Below are 20,095 nucleotides of genomic sequence, written 5' to 3'. Positions count from 1 at the left end.
GGGTGACCATCATGAAAGAATATGTAATGCAGCGTGTGTTTAAGGCCTCTACAGGAATTGCTCAAGGGATTTTTATTACATTAGGTATTGGCTTACTACTTGAAAATATCGGAAAAATGCTAGACATTCAGTCTTTAATGTTAATAGGAAACGTTTCAAAAATGCTGATGGCACCTGGAATCGGTGCAGGGATTGCATTTATGCTTGGGGCAAACGGACTCGTGATCTTTTCAGCGATGATTGCTGCAGCGCTTGGAGCAGGGGCTATTTCAGTAAGCGAAGTCGGAATGATGATTAAACCTGGTGAGCCGATTGGTGCTTTACTAACAGCTACATTGGCAACATTTATTGGAAAACGAATAAGTGGAAAAACTCCGCTTGATATGATGGCTGTTCCGATTGTTACCATCGGAGTGAGCGGATTCGTTGGACTTTGGTTATCTGGTGTAATGGGTCCGTTATTGACAACAGTTGGTGGTTTCATTAAAAATGCTGCCAGCGGAAATCCGTTAGCTACTTCTATCGTTATTGCAATTGTTTGGGGATTACTATTAATTTCTCCAGCTTCTTCAGTAGCACTGGCGATTGCATTAAATTTAGACGGCTTGGCTGGAGGAGCAGCTCTAGCAGGTTGTGCAGCACACTTTGCAGGTTTTGCGTTTATTTCAAGAAAAGAAAACGATCTTGGTGGAATTTTGGCACAAGCGATCTGTACACCAAAAGTGCAGCTTCCTAACATCACAAAAAACCCTTATATCTTATTACCGACAGTAATCTCAAGTGCAATTGTAGGACCGATTGCTACTTTAATCTTTAATATTGAAGCTGGAAAAGAGATTGCTGGTATGGGATTAAGCTCTTTTGTAGCACCAATAAATATCATTGCAAACAATGGTGACAAATTTATCATCGTAGCTATGTTAATTTCTTATATCATTCTACCAGTTGCTATCTCTTTTATCGTTTACAAGTTCTTAAGAAAGAAAAATCTAATCAAAAACGGCGATCTCACACTACCTCAGTAATAAAAAGCTGTCGCTTGGAGTTCAACAATTAATGGTATTGAAACAACTAAATCTCTTGCCTATCATGTAAAAGACACGGTTTAATGCCGTGTCTTTTTTATCGAAGATTGCCGAATTATCTTTTTTTATCATATAAAATATGCAAAAACCATTCATTTTCGTGGAAAACAAGCCGATATATTATTATGGGATACAATCGAATTATAGAAGATAGGTGAGTTCTATGGATAAAACATCAATAATAGGATTTATACTAGGGATTATCGCAGTTGGAGTAGGAATGTATTTTAAGGGGGTTCCTCCTAGTGCCTTAATAAACCCAGCTGCTTTCTTGATTATTATTGTAGGTACTACCGCTGCAGTTGTGACAGCATTTCCGACAAGCGAAATCAAGCGTGTTCCTAAGCTATTCAAGCTTATTTTTACAGAAAAGACCATGATTAAGCCTGAAGAGCTCATCAAAACGTTTTCTGAGTGGGCAGTTATTGCACGTAAAGAAGGATTATTAGCGTTAGAAAGCATCTCTGAAAATGTGGAGGACCCATTTTTAAGAAACGGTTTGAACCTTGCTGTAGAGGGACAGAGCGCTGACTACATAAGAGATATCCTCTCTGAGGAAATCGAGGCCATGGAAGAAAGGCATCTATCTGGTGCAGCGATCTTCACTCAAGCTGGTACGTATGCCCCTACACTCGGGGTATTAGGAGCGGTAGTAGGTCTTATTTCGGCACTTTCACATATGGAAAATACCGATGAACTTGGGAGAGCTATTTCTGCTGCATTCGTTGCGACGTTATTGGGGATTTATACCGGTTATGTGCTTTGGCATCCTTTTGCCAATAAGTTAAAAAGAAAATCAAAAGAAGAAGTGCGCATCAAAAATATGATGATAGAAGGAATCCTTTCTATTATTGAAGGGGAAGCCCCAAGAACAATCGAACAGAAACTTACTTCTTACCTGCCAGCAGAAGAACGGAAAAAATGGCTGGAAGGAAGTGTAAAGCAGGATGGCTAGAAGAAAAAAACACAAACAACATGATGAGCACATGGACGAGTCTTGGCTCATCCCTTATGCAGATTTGTTAACCCTGTTATTAGCACTTTTTATTGTTTTGTTTGCGATGAGCTCGGTGGATGCTGTGAAGTTTCAACAAATATCAAAGGCATTTAATGATATTTTTACAGGGGGAACCGGAGTATTTGAATTTCCAAGTCCAACACCTGAAGGAGATCCATCTTCATCAACAAAGGAACAAAAGAGTCTTGTCGGTAATGAGACCAAAACCGGAAATTTAGGGGAAAGTGAAAAGAAGGAATTAGGACAAATTCAACAAAAAGTCAAACAATTCATCCAACAAAACAACTTGACGGATCGACTAGGAACAGCACTGACAGGAGAAGGGCTGCTTGTTACAATTCGAGACAATGTATTATTTGAATCAGGAAGTGCTGATGTGCGTGATGAAGATAAAGCTGTCGCTCGAGAAATTTCTGAGCTTCTTGTCATGGATCCGCCCCGGAGTATTGTGATAAGTGGCCATACCGATAATGTTCCCATTTATACGGCCAAGTTTACTTCAAACTGGGATTTAAGCGTTATGCGTGCTGTCAATTTTATGAAAATTTTATTAGAAAACCCGCAGCTTAATCCGCAATGGTTTAGCGCAAAAGGGTTCGGTGAGTTCAAACCGATTGCTTCAAATGCAACGGAAGAGGGGCGCGCAAAAAATAGACGTGTAGAAATATTAATTATGCCTCGCTCACAAATCGACCAATAGAGAGAAGATGCCTGCTTTTTCGTTTGCGAAATGGCAGGTTTTTTCATGCAAAAAAAAGATTACCGCATTTATAAGCTGCTGTAATCCAATCATGGGAAAGTAAGGGATGAACGTAATAAAAAACCATTATTCAGGTGATTGTTCAGTAGTTGCTGGATCTGGCTTGCATAAGTGGTCCATCCAGAAGCCAAAACCGATCATACAGGCTATGGGAATTACAAAATTCAATACATGAAGAACTGTCATTGCAATTCCTCCTTTAAAAAGATTAAAAAAGTCTGAATATTCAATTTCTTACTTTTATTATATGCTAATTGTCACAAAAAATACAAATTTTTGTAACAAAATAGACAAAAAATATTTCTTACATTGAATTCAGCGGTTTAATCCACCATAAGTTGAAAAATTTGATGACATTCAATTCCATCACTTAGTATACTAGTTAATAGACTTAGAATTAGGGAGTATAAGTATACAGATGAGGTTAATAAGTTTAGATGAATATCATCCGCAAACGATGGAGCTAGCGAGGCCTGTATTTGATAAGTTTCGTCGTATTCTACTGGCCCAGGGACGTTCCATTCACCCGACTATTTTGAAAAAACTAGAGGATTTAGATATTCGCTATATTTTCGTGGAAGATGCCGTTTCTAAAGGAATTACGATGGAAGAAATGGTAGATATGCCCACTTGGATTGAATGTATTCAAGCCGTACAAAAAACATATGATGCTCTAAAGCAGAAGGCTCCGTTCCCTTTAAAAGATGTGCAGCTTACCGTAAAAAAACTAGTAGATGAAGTATATAAAAGGTCTGCAGTAGTTCTTGTGCCCACCACTTTTTTAGCTGAAGAACTGAGGCATTATGCTCATGCGGTAAATGTATCGCTTTTGTCTATTCAATTAGGTAAGAAAAAAGGATTGAATCAGCTTCAAGTGAAGGATTTAGCACTTGGCTCACTTCTACATGATATTGGGAAGGTGCAAACGGAGGACGAAAATCACCCTGAAGTAGGGTTTGAAATTTTAAGGAAAAATAGAGAAATTAGTCTATTATCTGCTCATGTCGCATATCAGCATCATGAAACTCTTGATGGAAGTGGGAAGCCCCGCGGGGTTAACAGTAGCCAAATTCATGAATATGCTCAAATTTGTGCATTAGCCAATACATATGAAAACATGACATCAAAAGAAGGATATGCCCCTCATGAAGTTCTTGAATTCATTATGTCTAAGAGCGGTTATTGGTTTAAAGAGGAACTGGTTCAATTATTTATTAGAGAAGTTCCAATCTATCCGCCAGGAACAAAAGTAAAGCTGAACACAGGTGAAGAGGCGATCATTACAAGAGTATATAAAAACCCCCAAAGACCTGATATCCGACTTTTAAATAGTGATACAGAATTGTCGCTGGTAGATCATCCGACACTTCTTGTTTCCGAGGTCATTGCGGACAATGATAAATATAAAAAAACAATGGATACATACAAAGAGAAAGAGGGAACTCAATAAGCAAATGCTTAAGAGTATCCCTCTTTCTATTTTTTCATATTTCCAAGTTCTTCCGTAATTGCTTGCATTTCACTTGGGCTAAAAGAATTTTTTTTCATGACCAACTCATATAGGTCACGAAGATCTTCGTACATCTCCGTGTTAAAATGCCCAGGCTTAATTGCACCAATGTTCATCATTCTAAGCTTTTCTTTAATCTTGTCTACCATGTATTCAACATTTTCCGGTGTATTTTGTTTTAAATCCAAAGGGGATGCCTTCCTTTCATCCTAAATCTCTTTAATCATTCCATAGTGTACTTTGGCTTGTCAATAAAAAAAGAGGGAATGAAGTGGTTAGAACCCTATATGGCCGATTGAATTTTTGATTGGGATTGGCAATTCGGACAAGTCACAACTGAATAGAGCTATTTCTTTCTAATGACATCTTCATATTGAAAAAAATAAGTAAATTTGAGTTAGAATGGAGAAAACCCCCATTGATGGAGGTTTCACTTTATTAAAGCTTGAATTCTCATTGTTTCAAGCTGATATTTTTTTCATGTATCATTTCTTTTTCCTCTTTAATTTTTGCAACAATTTTCTTAGTCTCAAGCGCTACAACACCTGAAAGTCCAATCAAGCCAATCAAGTTAGGGAAAGCCATGAGCCCGTTCATGATATCCGCTATATCCCAAACTACTTTTAATTCGCTGATGGCACCTACGAATACAAAGACAACGAATACAATTCGATAAAGGATCGCAGTTTTCTCATTAAATAAATAAGTAAAACATTTTTCACCGTAATAGGACCAGCCGATAATCGTAGAAGAGGCAAAGAACAATAATCCGATTGCTACAACATAAGAGCCTGTTGAACCAAGGAATTTTTGGAATGTTTCGGATGTTAGTTGGGCACCTTTAAGCCCAGTATTGTAGAGACCACCCATTACAAGTGTAATACCGGTGATAGAACAAATAATAATCGTATCAATGAAAACTTGTGTCATAGATACAAGAGCCTGACGTCCAGGTAGATCTGTTTTTGCTGCAGCAGCAGCAATCGGAGCAGAACCAAGACCGGCTTCATTCGAAAAGACCCCACGTGCAACGCCATAACGAATGACAGCACCCAAAGCGCCTCCCGCTACAGCTTCACCAGTGAAGGCATCCTTGAAAATAAGGACTAATGCGTTAGGAATTAATTCTACATTCAACACCATAACAACTAATCCTGAAACAAGGTAGAAAACAGCCATGATTGGAACAAAGAATGATGTTACTGTACCGATACTTTTAATGCCGCCTAAAATGACAAGTGCTGTAAAAATGGTTAGAACAATTCCTGTAATCCATGTAGGAACAGAGAACGTGACCTTCACGATTTCAGCTACAGAATTTGATTGGACCATGTTTCCAATTCCAAAGGCTGCAATGGAACCGAATAAGGCAAACAAAACTCCTAGCCATTTTTGACCTAGCCCTTTTTCCAAATAATACATCGGTCCGCCTGACATTTCCCCATTTTCGTTTACTACCCTATATTTTACAGCCAAAACAGCTTCGGCATATTTAGTTGCCATCCCCACTAAGGCCGTTACCCACATCCAAAAGACCGCTCCCGGTCCTCCTAGAACGACTGCGGTTGCTACACCAGCAATGTTACCAGTACCGACCGTTGCAGCTAATGCAGTCATGAGGGCCTGAAAGTGAGAGATGTCGCCGTCAGATTTATGGTCTTGACTCCTGCTGAACGCAAGTTTTAAAGAGTAAGGAAGCAGTCGGAATTGTAAAAAACCGATACGGAAGGTGAGATACAAACCTGTTCCAACCAGTAGGACGAGAAGAGGTTTACCCCAAACCCATCCACTGATGGCTTCTAGTATTTCTTGAAAAGACATAGCAAAAGATTCCCCCTTTGTTATTGAAAAAATAAAATTTGTGTTTTAGAATAATCCAATTTTTATTTAAAAAAAAGTTATTGATTATTAAATATTGTGATATTGGAGAAAAGAGAAATAATGAACGAAATTCAGTCATTATGAAGGGCTGTTACGGATAAAATAAAAAAAACTCTTTCATAATGTAAAGGGTTAAAAAATGCTATATAAGAATATTGTTAAAATATTTAGAAAATGTCAATGCATTTTTCTGAAATAATTAAGATTTATGATATATAGTTAGGAAGGAATTTTTAAGTGTCTTCAGTTAAAATAATAGATAGAGATCGGATAGAGGAGGAAGGATTTTGATTTCAGTTTTATTTGTTTGTTTGGGAAACATTTGTCGCTCACCAATGGCTGAGGCAATGTTCCGGGATCTAATAAAAAGAGAAGGATTAGAAAATCAAATTAAAGTGGATTCAGCAGGAACAGGTAGTTGGCATGTTGGGGAACCGCCGCATCATGGAACAAGAAGAATACTTGATCAATACAAAATCAGCTATGAGGGCTTAAAAGCAAGACAGATAAAAGATAAAGACTTTGAGGATTATCAATATATTATTGTCATGGACGATAGTAACTTGAAAGATGTAAAAAGGCTTTCTGGTTCTAAAAACGTGTTTATAAGCAGGCTATTGGATTTAGTGCCCCATTTGGAAAATAAAAATGTTCCAGATCCTTATTATACAGGTAACTTTGAGGAAACATATAATTTGGTACTTGCAGGATGTCAATCCTTGTTAGAGAAAATTAAAAAGGATCATGGGCTATAAAAGAGGAGGAGAAATAATGCGTAGGTATAAAGAAAACGATCTGGCAAACATGGATATGGATGAGCAAATTGGTTCTGGAAAAAACCGGCTTTGGCAAGGTATTTTATTAGGAGCTTTAGCGGGTGCAGCCATTAGTCTCCTCGATAAGAATACCCGTAAGACTGTCGTGGAGAGCAGTAAAAAATGTACAGGCAGTGTTCGATCCTTTATGAAAAATCCTGGGGAATTTTTGGACTCGATGAAGGATACTTCTGAACGAATTCGTCATACAATTAAACAAATATCAGAAGATGTAGTCTTTATTACCCAAAAGGTTGAGGATATGAAAGATGTTCCATCTCAAGTGGCAAGTGCCTTAAAGGAAACAAAGGAGGCTTTCACTTCAGCAGAATCAACCACTAAACATTCAAATCAAACGTTGGACAAGAATGAATCTTCTTCAATAGGGAATAGCCGGTTGGATTAAATTTTTTGAGGTGGCGGCATGGGACAAAAAAAGGAAAGGATGAATAAATCCTTTTTTCAGGAAATGATTAAACGTATTAAAGAAGATGATGTTTCGGGTTTAGCTGCACAGCTAGCTTTTTTCTTCCTGCTATCGTTATTCCCATTATTGATTGTTTTGGTCACATTGCTGCCCTATATACCTTTATCGAAAAATGATATTTTTGGCTTTATTCGAGACTACGCACCAGTAGAATCCATGGAGTTAATTGAATCAAATATTGAAGGGATTATGCAGCAACACGGTCGGTTGCTGTCCTTTGGAGTTATAGCTACCCTATGGTCTGCTTCCAACGGTCTAAACGCAGTGGTAATTGCATTCAATAAAGCTTATGGTGTAAAAGAAAACCGTCCATTTTGGGCTGCTCGTGCTATGAGCATCGTGCTCACAATCGGCATGATGATCGTTTTCATTATTGCATTACTATTGCCGGTATTCGGTAAGCAAATCGGTGCTTTCCTGTTGACTGAATTTGGCTTTTCAGATAAATTTTTTCGAATTTGGGGAGTCATCCGTTGGGTTCTAAGTTCTGTTGTTCTGTTTTTTATCTTTACAATCTTGTATTGGATTGCTCCAAATATTAAAATAAAATGCCTCACGGTGATTCCTGGGGCCCTATTTGCAACAGTAGGCTGGATTGTTGTATCCGTTGGATTTTCCTACTATGTATCAAATTTTGGGAATTTCTCTTATACGTACGGAAGCATTGGAGGCATTATTGTATTAATGATTTGGTTCTATTTGACGGGCCATATCATTATTTTAGGCGCAGAAATCAATGCAATGATTAGTGAAGAAGATCCAAACTGTGGGTAAGGATATTTTTCCTGTCATATTATAAAGGCGAATACGAAAACTAAAATAGATTCCATAATGGTCAGATTGTTGCTAAATGTGTTTGAATATACTTTGTCTTCAATCTACTCATAATGGTGTCTATTTTAATGGACAGGAGAGATCAATCATGACAAAACATACGAAAAAAGACGGCGGAACAAAGCAAAATTCTAAACAAAAATCGACAAGCAACAAAACATCTAGTACCGCAAATGGACAAAACGGTTATCATTAAGCACCTAATCAGTATAAATGTGCAATAAACATACTAAAGGCACTCAAAATATAATGGAGTGCCTTTGCTTATTCTTTATATATGCTAAAGATCTTTAGATAAAAATTTTATGATTTCAAGAGCCTTAAGCTATTTAAAATAACGAGAATGGTACTGCCTTCATGTCCGATGACTCCAAATGGGAGATCAAGAATTTGCAGGAAGTTAGACGCGATCAGCAGCATGATGACAGAAATAGAGAAAATGATATTTTGTTTAATAATTGTGTTCATTTTTTTAGAAAGATGGATCGCTTCCGCTATTTTAGGAAGATCATTTTTCATTAGGACAATATCCGCAGTCTCTAGCGCAACATCGGTTCCTTCTCCCATGGCGATTCCGACTGAAGCACTGGCTAAAGCAGGGGCGTCATTAATACCGTCACCGACCATTGCCACCGTTCCAAAACGCTCTTTTAATTTCTTTACCTCATTGACTTTTGTTTCCGGTAAGCATTCTGCAACATATTCGTCAATATGACTTTCGGAGGCAATTGCTTGCGCTGTCTTTTGGCTGTCTCCTGTTAGCATAACGGTATGGATTCCTTCTTTTTTCAAAGATTCTATCGCAGCGACTGTGTCATCACGAACAACGTCTTTGAGGGCAACTAGTCCAGCGATTCCCTTATCGTCACGAGCAAATACAATGGTTTTTCCTTCTGCTGCAAGCTGTCTATAAGCCCCGTTTAAAAACACTTCTGCCTCATCCCGTCCAACAAAGTCTGCTTTTCCAATTTTCCATTGGACACCAGAGAGTACAGCCTGCACACCCCAGCCGCTAATATCCTCCATGTTTTCAGGCTTTTTTAATTCTGCTTTTCCGATTTGCTTGGCATATTTTGTGATTGCCTGTGCCAACGGATGTGTAGAATAGCTTTCAATGGAGCCGATGTTAAAAATAAACTCTTCTTTTGTTAAATCTGGGCGATGAATGATATCCGTAACTTCCGGCTTCCCTTTTGTTAAAGTTCCCGTTTTATCAAAAGCAATAGCCTTTAAGTGGCCTAAGTTTTCGAGATGAACGCCTCCTTTAAACAAAATGCCATGGCGAGCTCCATTCGATATGGCGGATAAAGTTGCCGGCATAATGGAAGCAACAAGAGCGCATGGTGAAGCTACAACTAGTAAAATCATCGCTCTGTAGAACGTTTCTGTCCAGCTCCACCCGAGAAGATAATGGGGAAGGAACATCATAACTGCTACGACTGATAATACTACTTTTACGTATGTCCCTTCAAAACGTTCGATAAAAAGCTGGGAAGGAGATTTTTCACTTTGTGCAGATTGGACAAGCTGAATGATTTTTTGAAATAGAGTATCTTCATTCAATTTCGTAATTTCAATGGTAATAGTTCCACGAAGATTTACAGTTCCTGCGAAAACCTCGTCGTTTTCCTTTTTACTAACAGGAATGGATTCTCCTGTGATTGCAGCTTCATCAATATTCGTTTGCCCTTTGAAAATTTTACCGTCAGAAGGAATTCGTTCTCCTGCCTTAACCAGAATATGGTCGCCAATTTCGAGCTCAGAAACATGCACTACTTCTTCTCTTCCAGTCGCAGTGATTCGAACTGCTTCTTCCGGCTGCAATTCCATCAATGCTGAAATTTCCTTATGGCTTTTATTCATCGTATAGGTTTCTAATGCTCCGCTTACTGCAAAAATGAAAATGAGAATGGCGCCTTCAGTCCAATATCCAATAATGGCAGAGCCGATTGCTGCAAAAATCATTAGCATCTCTACATTCAATTCTTTATTTTCTATCGTCTCCTCAATGCCCTCTTTCGCTTTAGCAAAGCCTCCAATGATAAAGGCAAGCACGTAACTTATAACAGAAGCAGTTTCCAAACTGTTCTTTGAAAGCATCCATCCGGTAAATATTAAAATTCCACATAGAACTGCTGCAATAAGTTCGGTGTGGGGGAGTAGCTTTTGAATAATGTTCTCATTAGGTTCAACTGTCGAAGTTCTTAAAGCTTTTGTATTTGCACTCACCGAATCTCCTCCTCCATTTTCTTATTTGTTTTAATTGATAAAGATATTCAACATCAATACCCTTAAAAAACACGAAAGCTGTCATCTTAATGATGACAGCAAAAAAATCTAATATGGTATAGAAAAAGGATAGCTATTTAATTACACTTATCCTACCATATATGATATGAAAAAATAAAACGATAAGTACGTAAAATTGTAAAAAAAGAGAGGGAATCATTTTGAATGCTGAAAGGTTTTTTACTCACCCTTTAGGAATTGTTTTTTCAGCGGGTACAGCAGCCTTTTTATGGGGGAGCGCGTTTCCGGCTATCAAGATCAGTTATGAAGTGTTAGAGATTGGTCCTAATGAATTAAGCGAGCAAATCCTTTTTGCAGGCTATCGATTTTTACTGGCATCCATTTTGATTTTTATTTTTTTAAAGTTGACTAAGAAAACCATTCGTCTACAAAAACAGCATGTGCTCTCATTAAGTAGGATTGGTGCTTTTCAAACCTTTATTCAATACATTCTTTTTTATATCGGTTTAAGCTATGCAACAGGCATTCAAGGTTCCATCATAGCAGGGACGACGACGTTTTTTCAGATTTTGTTTGCTCATTTTTTGTACCATGATGATAAGCTAACTATAAGAAAAGGGATCGGACTACTTTTAGGTTTTAGCGGAGTTATTATTGTAAATATAACGAAGGGGGAATTTATTCTACACTTTGGACTAGGGGAAATTCTACTTCTGCTTGCGATGGCTTCAGGAGGTTTCGGAAATATATTAGCAAGAAACGCAACGAATAGTATGGAAGTTGGCTATATTACAAGCTATGAGATGTTGTTTGGGGCAATTGGTCTTATTCTTGCAGGATTGCCGGGAGCTGGATTTGTACCGTTTCACTTCAGTGGAAAAGCACTATGGCTTTTAGTGTATCTCGCATTTCTTTCCGCGACAGGCTACATCCTTTGGAATAACGTAATGAAATACAATCAAGTAGGAAAAATCTCTGTTTATTTATTCCTTATGCCAGTATTCGGTGTATTCCTCTCCAATATTTTTTTAAATGAAAAATTGAATGTCTTTGTTTTTATCGGACTGTTTTTCGTTACATGGGGGATCATCATCGTAAATAGACAGAAGTCTGTGAGGCTTGAAGAAGAGAGTACATTAACTGTATAAAAGTTTTTTCGTAAGGACCATTTAATTTATTGAAATTAAAACATCAAAAAGGGTGAGCTACTTTAAATAAAAGGACTCACCCTATTTCATACATTATTTTCGAAAATGTTAGCTTTCTGCATTTCTTATTTAGTAGTAGATATATTTTCATATACGGTTGTTTTCTGCCTAAATACGGTTAGGGCAAAGAATATGAGTAGCAGCATGCAGCTGATCATATAAAAGAAGGACCCGCCAGAAAAATACTGGATGACGATGCCGCCGACAAATGGCCCTGAAATACTGCCGAAGCTGAAGAATATGCCGCACATTAAGTTTCCTGCAGGAAGAAGATTTTTTGGCAAAAGGTCAGCCATATAGCTGATGCCTAAGGAAAAGGTCGATCCAACCATCATTCCTGCTAACAGAAAACAAATAAATAACCCTAAAACAGAGTCTTGCAATAAACCAGCTCCTGTGAAACATACAAAGCCTGAGAGCATGACGAAAAGTAAGATATTCTTACGGCCGAACTTATCGCTCATATGCCCGAGTGGCAGCTGAAATATAATGCTGCCAAATGCAAAGGCGGGAAGCAGGATCGATACTGATTCCACGTTAATTCCCGAACGAAGGGCGTATACTGGGAAGTTTCCATTCAAAGAGGCTTCTAAAAAACCATAACCAAATGGAGGTAGAAATGCAACCCATGCATATTGGCACACCTTCTTGAAGCGGACAAGTGTTCCAAGGAAAGAAGATGTCTCAATATCTCGCTCCGGAAATTCATTTTTTAATAGAAAAACGGTTCCCCATGCAAATAAGCTGATTATGGAAGAAACGATAAAAGGAACAGCCTCATTCCATTCCACAAATCTTGTCATTAATGGACCGATCGCAAATCCCAAACCGAAGAACAAGCCGTAAAGAGAGATATTACGTCCTCTTTTATGAGCAGGGGAAAAAGCCGTAATCCATGTTTGAGTAGCAAAGTGGAGCATATGGTCGCCAATGCCGATTAGCAGCCTTAAGACAAACCAAAACCAAAACGATTTCCAGACAGGAAATAAAAGAAGCGCTGATATGACCATTGCGCCTCCTATTAAAATGAGCGGCTTATAGCCCATTTTACGTAAGGGAGCTTCCATGAGCGGGGAGGCAAGAAGAATTCCAATATATAGGCCCGTCGCATGCAATCCGTTCATGGAAGAGCTAACACCATCATTTTCAAAGATGATTGCAATGAGGGGCAAAAGCATTCCTTGTGAAAAACCTGAAATCCCTACAATCGTGACTAGTATCCAAAAACGTAAAGAAGATTGATTCATAAGTACTCCTTAATCATATATGCGTTACTCGCCTGCCTGTTTAGTAAGGACTGACGGACAATTTAGAAAATAGCTTCTTAGTAATCTTAATAGTAAAAAAGAGATTGCACAAGGCAGAAGCGGTAGAATTATGAATGGAAATGAGATAATGGTTGAAGAAAAGAAGTAGAAAGCAGTATAATTTATAATATTTCCTAGTAAGGAAATAAATCCCTGTATTTTATTATGAAAGCGGATGATGTTAATGAAGAAGAAATCCATTTCATTAGAGACAAATGGTTCAATCCGTTAAGGGAGGTATTCAAGTTCATTGAACCATCTGAACGAATATCATAAGAATTTTTCGGATTGTGAGGGAAGTGTATGACAAATAAAATCTTTTTAATACTTGTTTTGGCAGGTGTACCGCTATCTGTAGCAGGTTCATTGATGCACTGGCCAAGCGTTGTGATGTTTGGAATATATTGTGTTACCATCATTGCATTGGCCAGCTATATGGGACGAGCAACAGAAAGCCTTGCGGTAGTCATGGGGCCTAGGATTGGTGGACTGCTGAATGCTACTTTTGGAAATGCGGTTGAATTAATTATTTCGATTTTTGCCTTGAAAGCAGGATTGGTTGGAGTCGTTCTTGCTTCGTTGACAGGTTCGGTACTAGGTAATCTTCTTTTAGTTGCGGGATTATCGTTCTTCATTGGAGGATTGAAGTATAAGAGACAAAGCTTTAATGTTTTTGATGCTAGACATAATGCTGGACTGCTTGTTTTTGCTGTAGTCGTCGCATTTGTTATTCCAGAAGTATTTGCTCAAACGATGAATGATGCTAAAACCATTTCGTTAAGCGTTGGTATTTCCATTATTATGATTGCTTTATATTTAGCTGCTTTATTCTTTAAACTTGTAACCCATCGCGGGGTATATCAGCATAAAGAAGAAACCGGTTCAAATCATGAAGAGGAAACACCGGAATGGGGGAAAGGCACTTCCGTTCTAATCTTATTGCTCTCCACTATTGCTGTTGCCTATGTTTCTGAGAACTTGGTCCACACATTTGAAGTTGTAGCTGAGTCTTTCGGTTGGACGGAGCTCTTTATTGGGGTCATCATCGTGGCCATTGTGGGGAATGCAGCAGAGCATGCATCTGCAATTATATTTGCCTATAAAAACAAAATGGACATTGCTGTTGAAATTGCAGTTGGCTCAACTCTGCAAATAGCGATGTTTGTAGCACCTGTGCTTGTATTAGTCTCCCTTCTATTCCCAACTTCTATGCCATTGGTGTTTACAATGCCAGAGCTTATTGCGATGGTCACATCAGTTTTTCTTATGATCGTCATTTCGAATGACGGGGACACAAACTGGTTTGAAGGAGCCACATTATTAGCTGCTTATATTATTATGGGAATTGGCTTTTTCCTACTATAAAAAATAAATATAAAAATGACTCTGCAATGTGATACAATTTGCAGAGTCCTTTTATGTTTTAGAAAATAGTCTTAAGTACATGTTCTAATCCAACAAATATCTTGATTTACTACGGTAGAATTACTGTTACTTTCAATCCATGAAACCTACATAATCCATAGCGTTGTAATCGAAACAATATTCTAGGATGCTCACCAACTTTACATTTCATTTTTGATATTCTTACGTAATCCAGCATGTTTGGCTAGGTTTTGGAATATAAATCGATAGACATACCTCCCTTTCAATTGTGGTACGGTATGAACGATTTTCCCTCCTTTTTGAAAGGTTAAGCTTATTATACGTGAATGTTAGATATTTGTAAATATTCAGAACTTTACAAAAATATTACATTCTAATGAAAAGAGGAACTACTGTGCAATTATTTAAGCGATTTGTCATTTTCTTTACAGGCATATTTATTATAACTTTTGGGGTGTCTTTAACGATTAAAGCAAATATCGGAACTGGAGCTTGGGATGCGCTGCATGTCGGTCTTTATGAAAGTGTCGGACTTACAGTTGGCCGATGGCTCATGATTACAGGCACTTGCTTAATGCTTTTAAATGCTTTTCTATTAAAAGAAAAACCACAGTTTTTGGCGCTTGGTACGATTTTTGTAATTGGAATGTTTATTGATTTTTGGCTGCTCTTTGTTTTTTCAGAATGGACTCCTTCTGGTCAAATTGTAAAATTGATCGTTCTCTTATGCGGGATTATCATTTTATCTTTCGGTGTAGCCCTATATTTGCAAGCCAAGTTCCCGGTCAATCCAATAGATCAATTAATGATCGCTATACATAAAAGATTTAAAGTAACGTTAATGGCTGCCAAAACGATTGGTGAAGTGTTCGGGTTGTCGCTTGCTCTATTAGTAGGAGGGCCAATCGGTATTGGTACGCTTATCATTACTTTTACCATCGGTCCCCTTGTCGGATTTTTCTTCCCACTAGTCGAAAAATGGACGAAGATGCAATAGTGTATAAGAATCATGATGTACGCGAACAATAACAACAAAATGATTATTTGCTCAAAAGGAGTGCGACATCATGAAACGTTTCGTTTTTATTTGGCTGCTTTGTATTTCAATAAGTGTACCTTTTGGTTTAAACTCTCAAGCTGAAGAAATAGAAGTTAGTGGAAAGGCTGATAAAGGAGTATCCATCCCATCTTCTGTTTTAAACATTGCGAAGGAAAATACGTATCCTAATCCTACACAGGATGTACCATATTTACAGCCAAGTGATTTTGCTCAGGAATTAATTGATTCTTCCAATGTAAAAATTGAAAATCCAGAGCTCATTCATATGCTTAATGAATCAAATATTTCTAAGGCACCGCTTGCCTTTGGATATAGAGCTACCATTTATCTTGGGCACTGGGCATTGAATTATCAATCTACAGAAACAGCACCAAATTGGGAATTTCAAAAAATCAATACCAATTATTTTGATAACCGAGGAGGTAAAACCCCTTATCAAATTCATTACGTTCAAGAAGCCCAAAAAATTGTAAAGGGCGGATTGACAGCAAAAATTCCCGCTGCTGATGATGTACAAAAAATGATGCTCATTAAAGCAGGTGAGAAAACAAACCTACCGCTTTCTTTTGAAACCATCATCGGGGCAGGCACGAAAAAAGAACAAGTATATAACATTATGCCTAAACGATTGGGCTACCTGTACGCTTATGCGCCAGCAGTAAATGAAAAAGGAAAAGTCACTTACGGAGAAGTTTTTCTCGTATTAAAGGGCAATAAAAAATCAATCGTAATCAAAAACGTAACATCTCAGGGAATCGGAGCTTGGATTCCTGTGCAGGATCATTTGTCATTCGGATTCTTGTCTTCAGATCGACCTAGATAATAATATGAAAAAAGCTATGCCAAATGATGTCTTGGCATAGCTTTTTTATCTAGCATTTTAGGGGCGCGAAATGTTAGCCCTGCGCTTAGTAAAGTCCATGTCGGGGTAGTACGCATTTTTTACAAGAACATTAGGTCCAAGACATTTGGCAGCAGGGCAATGACAATTTAATTCTTTTGCCAAATTAGAATTCATCCAGTTTTCATAAGCCTGTTGAAGCGTATCATACTGAATATTTCCTAGCGGTGGTGCATCGCCGAAATCTGTTACAATCACTTCTCCAGTGAAAATATTAACATTTAAGCGAGAGCGACCGTCTGGATCATTGCGGACTGTAACATTTTTTGCCGTGTAAAGCTTTTGCAGCAGCTCCAAATCTTCCTTATTATCGCTGCAAGGATAAAAAGGAAGCGTCCCAAATAGCATCCATACATTTTCGTTCCGGACTTCAAGCAAATGATTGATTGCATAACGCAATTCATCGAGCGTGAGCGCCTCCAAGGAAGAGGCAAAGTCACTTGGGTACATTGGATGCACCTCATGTCTTTGGCAGCCCATTTCTTCTGTAATTTGCTTATGGATTTTTTCTAGATGTGGAAGTGTACGATTGTTCAGCATTGTTTCGGCGGATACAATCACACCGGCTTTTGTTAACGCTCTGCTGTTTTCAATGATTTTTTCAAAAAGCTTCGCACGCTGCTCTCTCGTCGGCTTTTTCTCCATCATGGCAAAACCGTTGTCGATAAAATCATCAATGGTTCCCCAGTTATGTGAAATATGGAGAACGTCCAAATAAGGAGCAATTTCTTCGTATCGTTCCAAATCAAGCGTCAGGTTCGAGTTGATTTGTGTACGGACACCTCTTTCGTGAGCATACTTTAAAAGTGGAAGCACATAATTTTGCACTTGTTTTTTCGAAAGCATCGGCTCACCGCCCGTGATGCTTAACGATCGTAGCTCTTTTACCTCATCAAGCCGCTTAATCAAAAGCTCCAATGGGAGGGCGTCCGGATCTTTCGTCTGGAGGGTATATCCCACCGCACAATGCTCACATCTCATATTGCATAAAGTAGTTGTCGTGAATTCAATATTCGTGAGCGTTAGCTTTCCGTATTGATTTATATCTAAATATGCCTCCCAAGGATCGTAGCTTGGGCTAATTGTCGGCAGAATCTTTTTTTCTGTAATCATTTTAGATCTCCTCAAAGAAAAAAGTATGTGCTACTGTCTCATTATGAAAAATGAGAAAAATAAAGTCAATGATCCTGATTATATTTGAAAATATTGAATTTTAATAGGTAATCGGCTAGGATAAGTAAGAGCGAAAGGAGAGACTTTTTAATGGGTAAGGCTATATATGACCGTGAAGACCAATTAAACTATTTAAAGCAAAGATTATCCATGTTTCTTGAAGTGTTGGAAAACATAGATCCTGAAGAAACGGGCCTAGAAGATATCGACAGATTAATAGGAATCATTGATGAACTTGAAACGAAGTGTGAACAATTCAAAAAACGCGAAGTTAAATAAGGGCCATTATGGCTCTTTTTTTATGATTAAAAAATGATTCCTTTATACTGGTTGCAGCATCACCCTTTTCGAAGAATAGAGATAGGAGTATAATTAAACGTGTTGAAAGTTTGGTTTTGACTTTGAAGTAATCGTATGCTTGGTTCACTTCATTTATAACAAAGACATCAATTAGTCAGAATTTTTTGTAAGCAAAGAGGGGGAGAAATATGAATATCGAGAAGTTCCAGGAAAGTATGTACAAGCTGATTGTAGAAACATCAACGAATCTACCGAAAGATGTAAGAAGAGCGATTCAAAAAGCAAAGGAACGAGAAAATGCTGGTACTCGTTCAGCGATGAGTTTAGCAACGATCACGCAAAACATTACGATGGCAGATGAAAATGTATCACCCATTTGTCAAGATACCGGCCTTCCAACGTTTAAAATTAAAACACCAGTTGGAGTTAATCAGCTGCAAATAAAAGAAGCGATTAAAAACGCAATTGCTCAGGCTACAAAAGACGGCAAGCTGCGTCCAAATTCAGTGGACTCGCTAACGGGGGATAACAGCGGGGACAACTTAGGACTGGGACTTCCTGTCATGAAGTTTGAACAATGGGAAAAAGACTATATTGATATTCGACTTATTTTAAAAGGCGGCGGCTGTGAAAATAAGAACATTCAATACAGCTTGCCATGTGAGCTTGAGGGACTCGGCCGCGCGGGTCGAGATTTGGATGGCATTCGCAAGTGTATCCTTCATTCTGTGTATCAGGCGCAAGGACAAGGCTGTAGTGCTGGATTCATTGGTGTCGGAATCGGTGGAGACCGTTCTTCGGGATATGATTTAGCGAAAGAACAGCTGTTCAGAAGCAATGATGATGTCAATCCGAATGAGGATTTGCGCAAGCTTGAAGAATACATTATGGAAAATGCCAATAAATTAGGAATCGGAACGATGGGATTTGGTGGAGAAACGACACTGCTTGGATGCAAAATCGGTGTAATGCACCGCATTCCTGCGAGCTTCTTCGTTTCTGTTGCCTATAACTGCTGGGCCTTCCGCCGTCTTGGTGTCAAAGTGAATCCTGAAACGGGTGAAATTCAGGAGTGGTTGTATCAAGAAGGGGAAAAAATTAATTTCGCCTCTGAAGCAGAGCAAGAAATTGCAGCTGCTGTAGAACCGTCTGGAGATGAAATTATTTTAGAAGCACCGTTAACAGAAGAAAAGATTCGTTCGCTTAAGGTGGGCGATGTTGTAAAAATTAATGGCATGATTTACACAGGTCGTGATGCGATCCATAAATACTTAACGGACCATGACTCACCAGTGGACTTAAATGGACAAATTATCTATCATTGCGGACCAGTTATGTTAAAGGATGAAGAAGGAAACTGGCACGTAAAAGCTGCAGGTCCAACAACAAGTATTCGTGAGGAGCCTTATCAGGGAGAGATCATGAAGAAATTTGGTATTCGTGCAGTAATCGGAAAGGGTGGCATGGGTCCTAAAACATTGGCGGCTCTACAAGAGCACGGTGGAGTTTATTTAAATGCAATCGGGGGAGCTGCCCAATATTATGCAGATTGCATTAAATCCGTAGAAGGTGTGGACCTCATGCAATTTGGTATACCAGAAGCGATGTGGCACTTGAAAGTAGAAGGCTTCAAAGCGGTCGTCACGATGGATTCCCATGGAAACAGCCTGCATAAGGACATCGAAAAATCGTCCCTTGAAAAACTAGAGCAATTTAAAGAAAAGGTATTTTAATAAAGATACGGAAAGCCAACCGCAATAAGATAAGCGGTTGGCTTTTTTTTGTGTGCGCCCGGCATGGGTGTAATCTATAGGGTGCAAGTCCCGAACTGCGAAGGCAGAAGTAGCAGTTAGCTTAACGCAAGGGTGTCCGTGGTGACATGGAATCTGAAGGAAGCGAGCGGCAAACTTCCGGTCTGAGGAACACGAACTTCATATGAGGCTAGGTATCATTGGACGAGTTTGCAAGACAAAACAAAGTCCTTTCTGCCGAAGGTGATACAGAGTAAATGAAGCAGATGGATGGAAGGAAAGATTACACTCTTACCCGGGGAGGTCTGGCTGGCACGCCAAGTAATCTTGGTAACCTATCTAGTGATAGATAGCTGAACAGTCAGAAGT

18 protein-coding genes are annotated in these 20,095 nt (G+C 38.6%); 13 read left to right on the top strand and 5 right to left on the bottom strand.

Features of this window, described 5'->3' with window-relative positions; translation table 11 throughout:
* Nucleotides 1-11: 11 nt before the first annotated feature.
* From GD441_RS14415 to GD441_RS14400, 4 genes are all read left to right on the top strand, one after another.
* Nucleotides 12-1,025 carry a PTS sugar transporter subunit IIC gene (locus GD441_RS14415; RefSeq protein ID WP_153127130.1) on the top strand — a complete coding sequence of 338 codons (1,014 nt, stop codon included), beginning with the start codon at nucleotides 12-14 and terminating at the stop codon, nucleotides 1,023-1,025.
* Between the two features lie 223 nt (nucleotides 1,026-1,248).
* Nucleotides 1,249-2,040 carry a flagellar motor stator protein MotA gene (gene motA / locus GD441_RS14410; protein WP_153127129.1) on the top strand — a complete coding sequence of 264 codons (792 nt, stop codon included), beginning with the start codon at nucleotides 1,249-1,251 and terminating at the stop codon, nucleotides 2,038-2,040.
* The gene (gene motB / locus GD441_RS14405) at nucleotides 2,033-2,803 is read left to right on the top strand and encodes a flagellar motor protein MotB (protein ID WP_153127128.1); all 771 of its coding nucleotides are present in this window, start codon (nucleotides 2,033-2,035) and stop codon (nucleotides 2,801-2,803) included. The genes motA and motB overlap by 8 nt, the downstream gene beginning before the upstream one ends.
* 478 nt (nucleotides 2,804-3,281) lie before the next feature.
* Entirely contained in the window at nucleotides 3,282-4,313 is a 1,032-nt protein-coding gene (locus GD441_RS14400; RefSeq protein ID WP_153127127.1) for an HD-GYP domain-containing protein, read from the top strand.
* A 26-nt stretch (nucleotides 4,314-4,339) separates the two neighbouring features.
* On the opposite strand, the gene GD441_RS14395 is transcribed toward GD441_RS14400, so the two are convergent.
* Both GD441_RS14395 and GD441_RS14390 read right to left on the bottom strand, forming a co-directional pair.
* Nucleotides 4,340-4,561: a DUF1128 domain-containing protein gene (locus GD441_RS14395; RefSeq protein WP_153127126.1), complete on the bottom strand. Its 222-nt coding sequence runs from the start codon at nucleotides 4,559-4,561 to the stop codon at nucleotides 4,340-4,342.
* Nucleotides 4,562-4,826: 265 nt separating this feature from the next.
* Nucleotides 4,827-6,194, bottom strand: coding sequence for an alanine/glycine:cation symporter family protein (locus tag GD441_RS14390; RefSeq protein ID WP_153127125.1), 1,368 nt, complete (start codon nucleotides 6,192-6,194; stop codon nucleotides 4,827-4,829).
* Between the two features lie 347 nt (nucleotides 6,195-6,541).
* Between GD441_RS14390 and GD441_RS14385 the strand changes: the two genes are divergently transcribed.
* From GD441_RS14385 to GD441_RS14375, 3 genes are read left to right on the top strand one after another with little or no spacing between them, the layout of a single operon-like run.
* Nucleotides 6,542-7,009, top strand: coding sequence for a low molecular weight protein-tyrosine-phosphatase (locus GD441_RS14385; protein ID WP_153127124.1), 468 nt, complete (start codon nucleotides 6,542-6,544; stop codon nucleotides 7,007-7,009).
* Nucleotides 7,010-7,025: 16 nt separating this feature from the next.
* A complete protein-coding gene (locus GD441_RS14380) occupies nucleotides 7,026-7,475 on the top strand; it encodes a YtxH domain-containing protein (protein WP_191992198.1) in 450 nt (149 codons plus the stop codon).
* Between the two features lie 18 nt (nucleotides 7,476-7,493).
* Complete coding sequence (locus tag GD441_RS14375) at nucleotides 7,494-8,330, top strand: YihY/virulence factor BrkB family protein (RefSeq protein ID WP_153127123.1); 837 nt, start codon at nucleotides 7,494-7,496, stop codon at nucleotides 8,328-8,330.
* A 363-nt stretch (nucleotides 8,331-8,693) separates the two neighbouring features.
* Here GD441_RS14375 and GD441_RS14370 read toward each other — a convergent pair whose 3' ends face one another.
* Nucleotides 8,694-10,619, bottom strand: a complete 1,926-nt coding sequence (locus GD441_RS14370) for a heavy metal translocating P-type ATPase (RefSeq protein WP_276567799.1) — start codon at nucleotides 10,617-10,619, stop codon at nucleotides 8,694-8,696.
* Nucleotides 10,620-10,840: 221 nt separating this feature from the next.
* Between GD441_RS14370 and GD441_RS14365 the strand changes: the two genes are divergently transcribed.
* On the top strand, nucleotides 10,841-11,788 hold the full coding sequence (locus GD441_RS14365) for a DMT family transporter (RefSeq protein WP_153127122.1): 948 nt from the start codon (nucleotides 10,841-10,843) through the stop codon (nucleotides 11,786-11,788).
* Nucleotides 11,789-11,913: 125 nt separating this feature from the next.
* Here the strand turns inward: GD441_RS14365 and GD441_RS14360 are convergent, their stop codons facing one another.
* Nucleotides 11,914-13,095 (bottom strand): MFS transporter, encoded by a 1,182-nt coding sequence (locus GD441_RS14360; protein WP_153127121.1) that lies wholly within the window; start codon nucleotides 13,093-13,095, stop codon nucleotides 11,914-11,916.
* Between the two features lie 363 nt (nucleotides 13,096-13,458).
* On the opposite strand from GD441_RS14360, the gene cax reads away from it, so the two are divergent.
* The 3 genes from cax to GD441_RS14345 all read left to right on the top strand — a co-directional run bounded on the left by cax (nucleotide 13,459) and on the right by GD441_RS14345 (nucleotide 16,424).
* Nucleotides 13,459-14,520, top strand: coding sequence for a calcium/proton exchanger (gene cax / locus GD441_RS14355; protein WP_153127120.1), 1,062 nt, complete (start codon nucleotides 13,459-13,461; stop codon nucleotides 14,518-14,520).
* A gap of 415 nt (nucleotides 14,521-14,935) precedes the next feature.
* Nucleotides 14,936-15,538 (top strand): YczE/YyaS/YitT family protein, encoded by a 603-nt coding sequence (locus tag GD441_RS14350; RefSeq protein WP_225434249.1) that lies wholly within the window; start codon nucleotides 14,936-14,938, stop codon nucleotides 15,536-15,538.
* A 70-nt stretch (nucleotides 15,539-15,608) separates the two neighbouring features.
* Nucleotides 15,609-16,424: a YfkD famly protein gene (locus GD441_RS14345; protein WP_153127118.1), complete on the top strand. Its 816-nt coding sequence runs from the start codon at nucleotides 15,609-15,611 to the stop codon at nucleotides 16,422-16,424.
* Nucleotides 16,425-16,481: 57 nt separating this feature from the next.
* On the opposite strand, the gene yfkAB is transcribed toward GD441_RS14345, so the two are convergent.
* A complete protein-coding gene (gene yfkAB, locus GD441_RS14340) occupies nucleotides 16,482-17,615 on the bottom strand; it encodes a radical SAM/CxCxxxxC motif protein YfkAB (protein WP_153127117.1) in 1,134 nt (377 codons plus the stop codon).
* A 150-nt stretch (nucleotides 17,616-17,765) separates the two neighbouring features.
* Here yfkAB and GD441_RS14335 point away from each other — a divergent pair, with 150 nt between their 5' ends.
* Together GD441_RS14335 and GD441_RS14330 are read left to right on the top strand one after the other, a co-directional pair.
* Nucleotides 17,766-17,954, top strand: a complete 189-nt coding sequence (locus tag GD441_RS14335) for an SE1561 family protein (RefSeq protein WP_153127116.1) — start codon at nucleotides 17,766-17,768, stop codon at nucleotides 17,952-17,954.
* Between the two features lie 209 nt (nucleotides 17,955-18,163).
* Nucleotides 18,164-19,708: a fumarate hydratase gene (locus GD441_RS14330; RefSeq protein ID WP_153127115.1), complete on the top strand. Its 1,545-nt coding sequence runs from the start codon at nucleotides 18,164-18,166 to the stop codon at nucleotides 19,706-19,708.
* Nucleotides 19,709-20,095 lie beyond the last annotated feature (387 nt).

It is taken from the genome of Peribacillus tepidiphilus, assembly GCF_009466385.1.
Lineage (GTDB): Bacteria > Bacillota > Bacilli > Bacillales > DSM-1321 > Bacillus_BN > Bacillus_BN tepidiphilus.
The sequence above is the reverse complement of the archived record's forward strand: the minus strand, read 5'-3'. Positions and strand labels throughout refer to the sequence as shown.

Coding starts and splice junctions, on each gene's coding strand:
- GD441_RS14335 (WP_153127116.1), top strand. CDS start 17,766: ATGGGTAAGGCTATATATGACCGTGAAGACCAATTAAACTATTTAAAG.
- yfkAB (WP_153127117.1), bottom strand. CDS start 17,615: ATGATTACAGAAAAAAAGATTCTGCCGACAATTAGCCCAAGCTACGAT.
- GD441_RS14380 (WP_191992198.1), top strand. CDS start 7,026: ATGCGTAGGTATAAAGAAAACGATCTGGCAAACATGGATATGGATGAG.
- cax (WP_153127120.1), top strand. CDS start 13,459: ATGACAAATAAAATCTTTTTAATACTTGTTTTGGCAGGTGTACCGCTA.
- GD441_RS14345 (WP_153127118.1), top strand. CDS start 15,609: ATGAAACGTTTCGTTTTTATTTGGCTGCTTTGTATTTCAATAAGTGTA.
- GD441_RS14375 (WP_153127123.1), top strand. CDS start 7,494: ATGGGACAAAAAAAGGAAAGGATGAATAAATCCTTTTTTCAGGAAATG.
- GD441_RS14390 (WP_153127125.1), bottom strand. CDS start 6,194: ATGTCTTTTCAAGAAATACTAGAAGCCATCAGTGGATGGGTTTGGGGT.
- GD441_RS14330 (WP_153127115.1), top strand. CDS start 18,164: ATGAATATCGAGAAGTTCCAGGAAAGTATGTACAAGCTGATTGTAGAA.
- motA (WP_153127129.1), top strand. CDS start 1,249: ATGGATAAAACATCAATAATAGGATTTATACTAGGGATTATCGCAGTT.
- GD441_RS14360 (WP_153127121.1), bottom strand. CDS start 13,095: ATGAATCAATCTTCTTTACGTTTTTGGATACTAGTCACGATTGTAGGG.
- motB (WP_153127128.1), top strand. CDS start 2,033: ATGGCTAGAAGAAAAAAACACAAACAACATGATGAGCACATGGACGAG.
- GD441_RS14400 (WP_153127127.1), top strand. CDS start 3,282: ATGAGGTTAATAAGTTTAGATGAATATCATCCGCAAACGATGGAGCTA.
- GD441_RS14415 (WP_153127130.1), top strand. CDS start 12: ATGAAAGAATATGTAATGCAGCGTGTGTTTAAGGCCTCTACAGGAATT.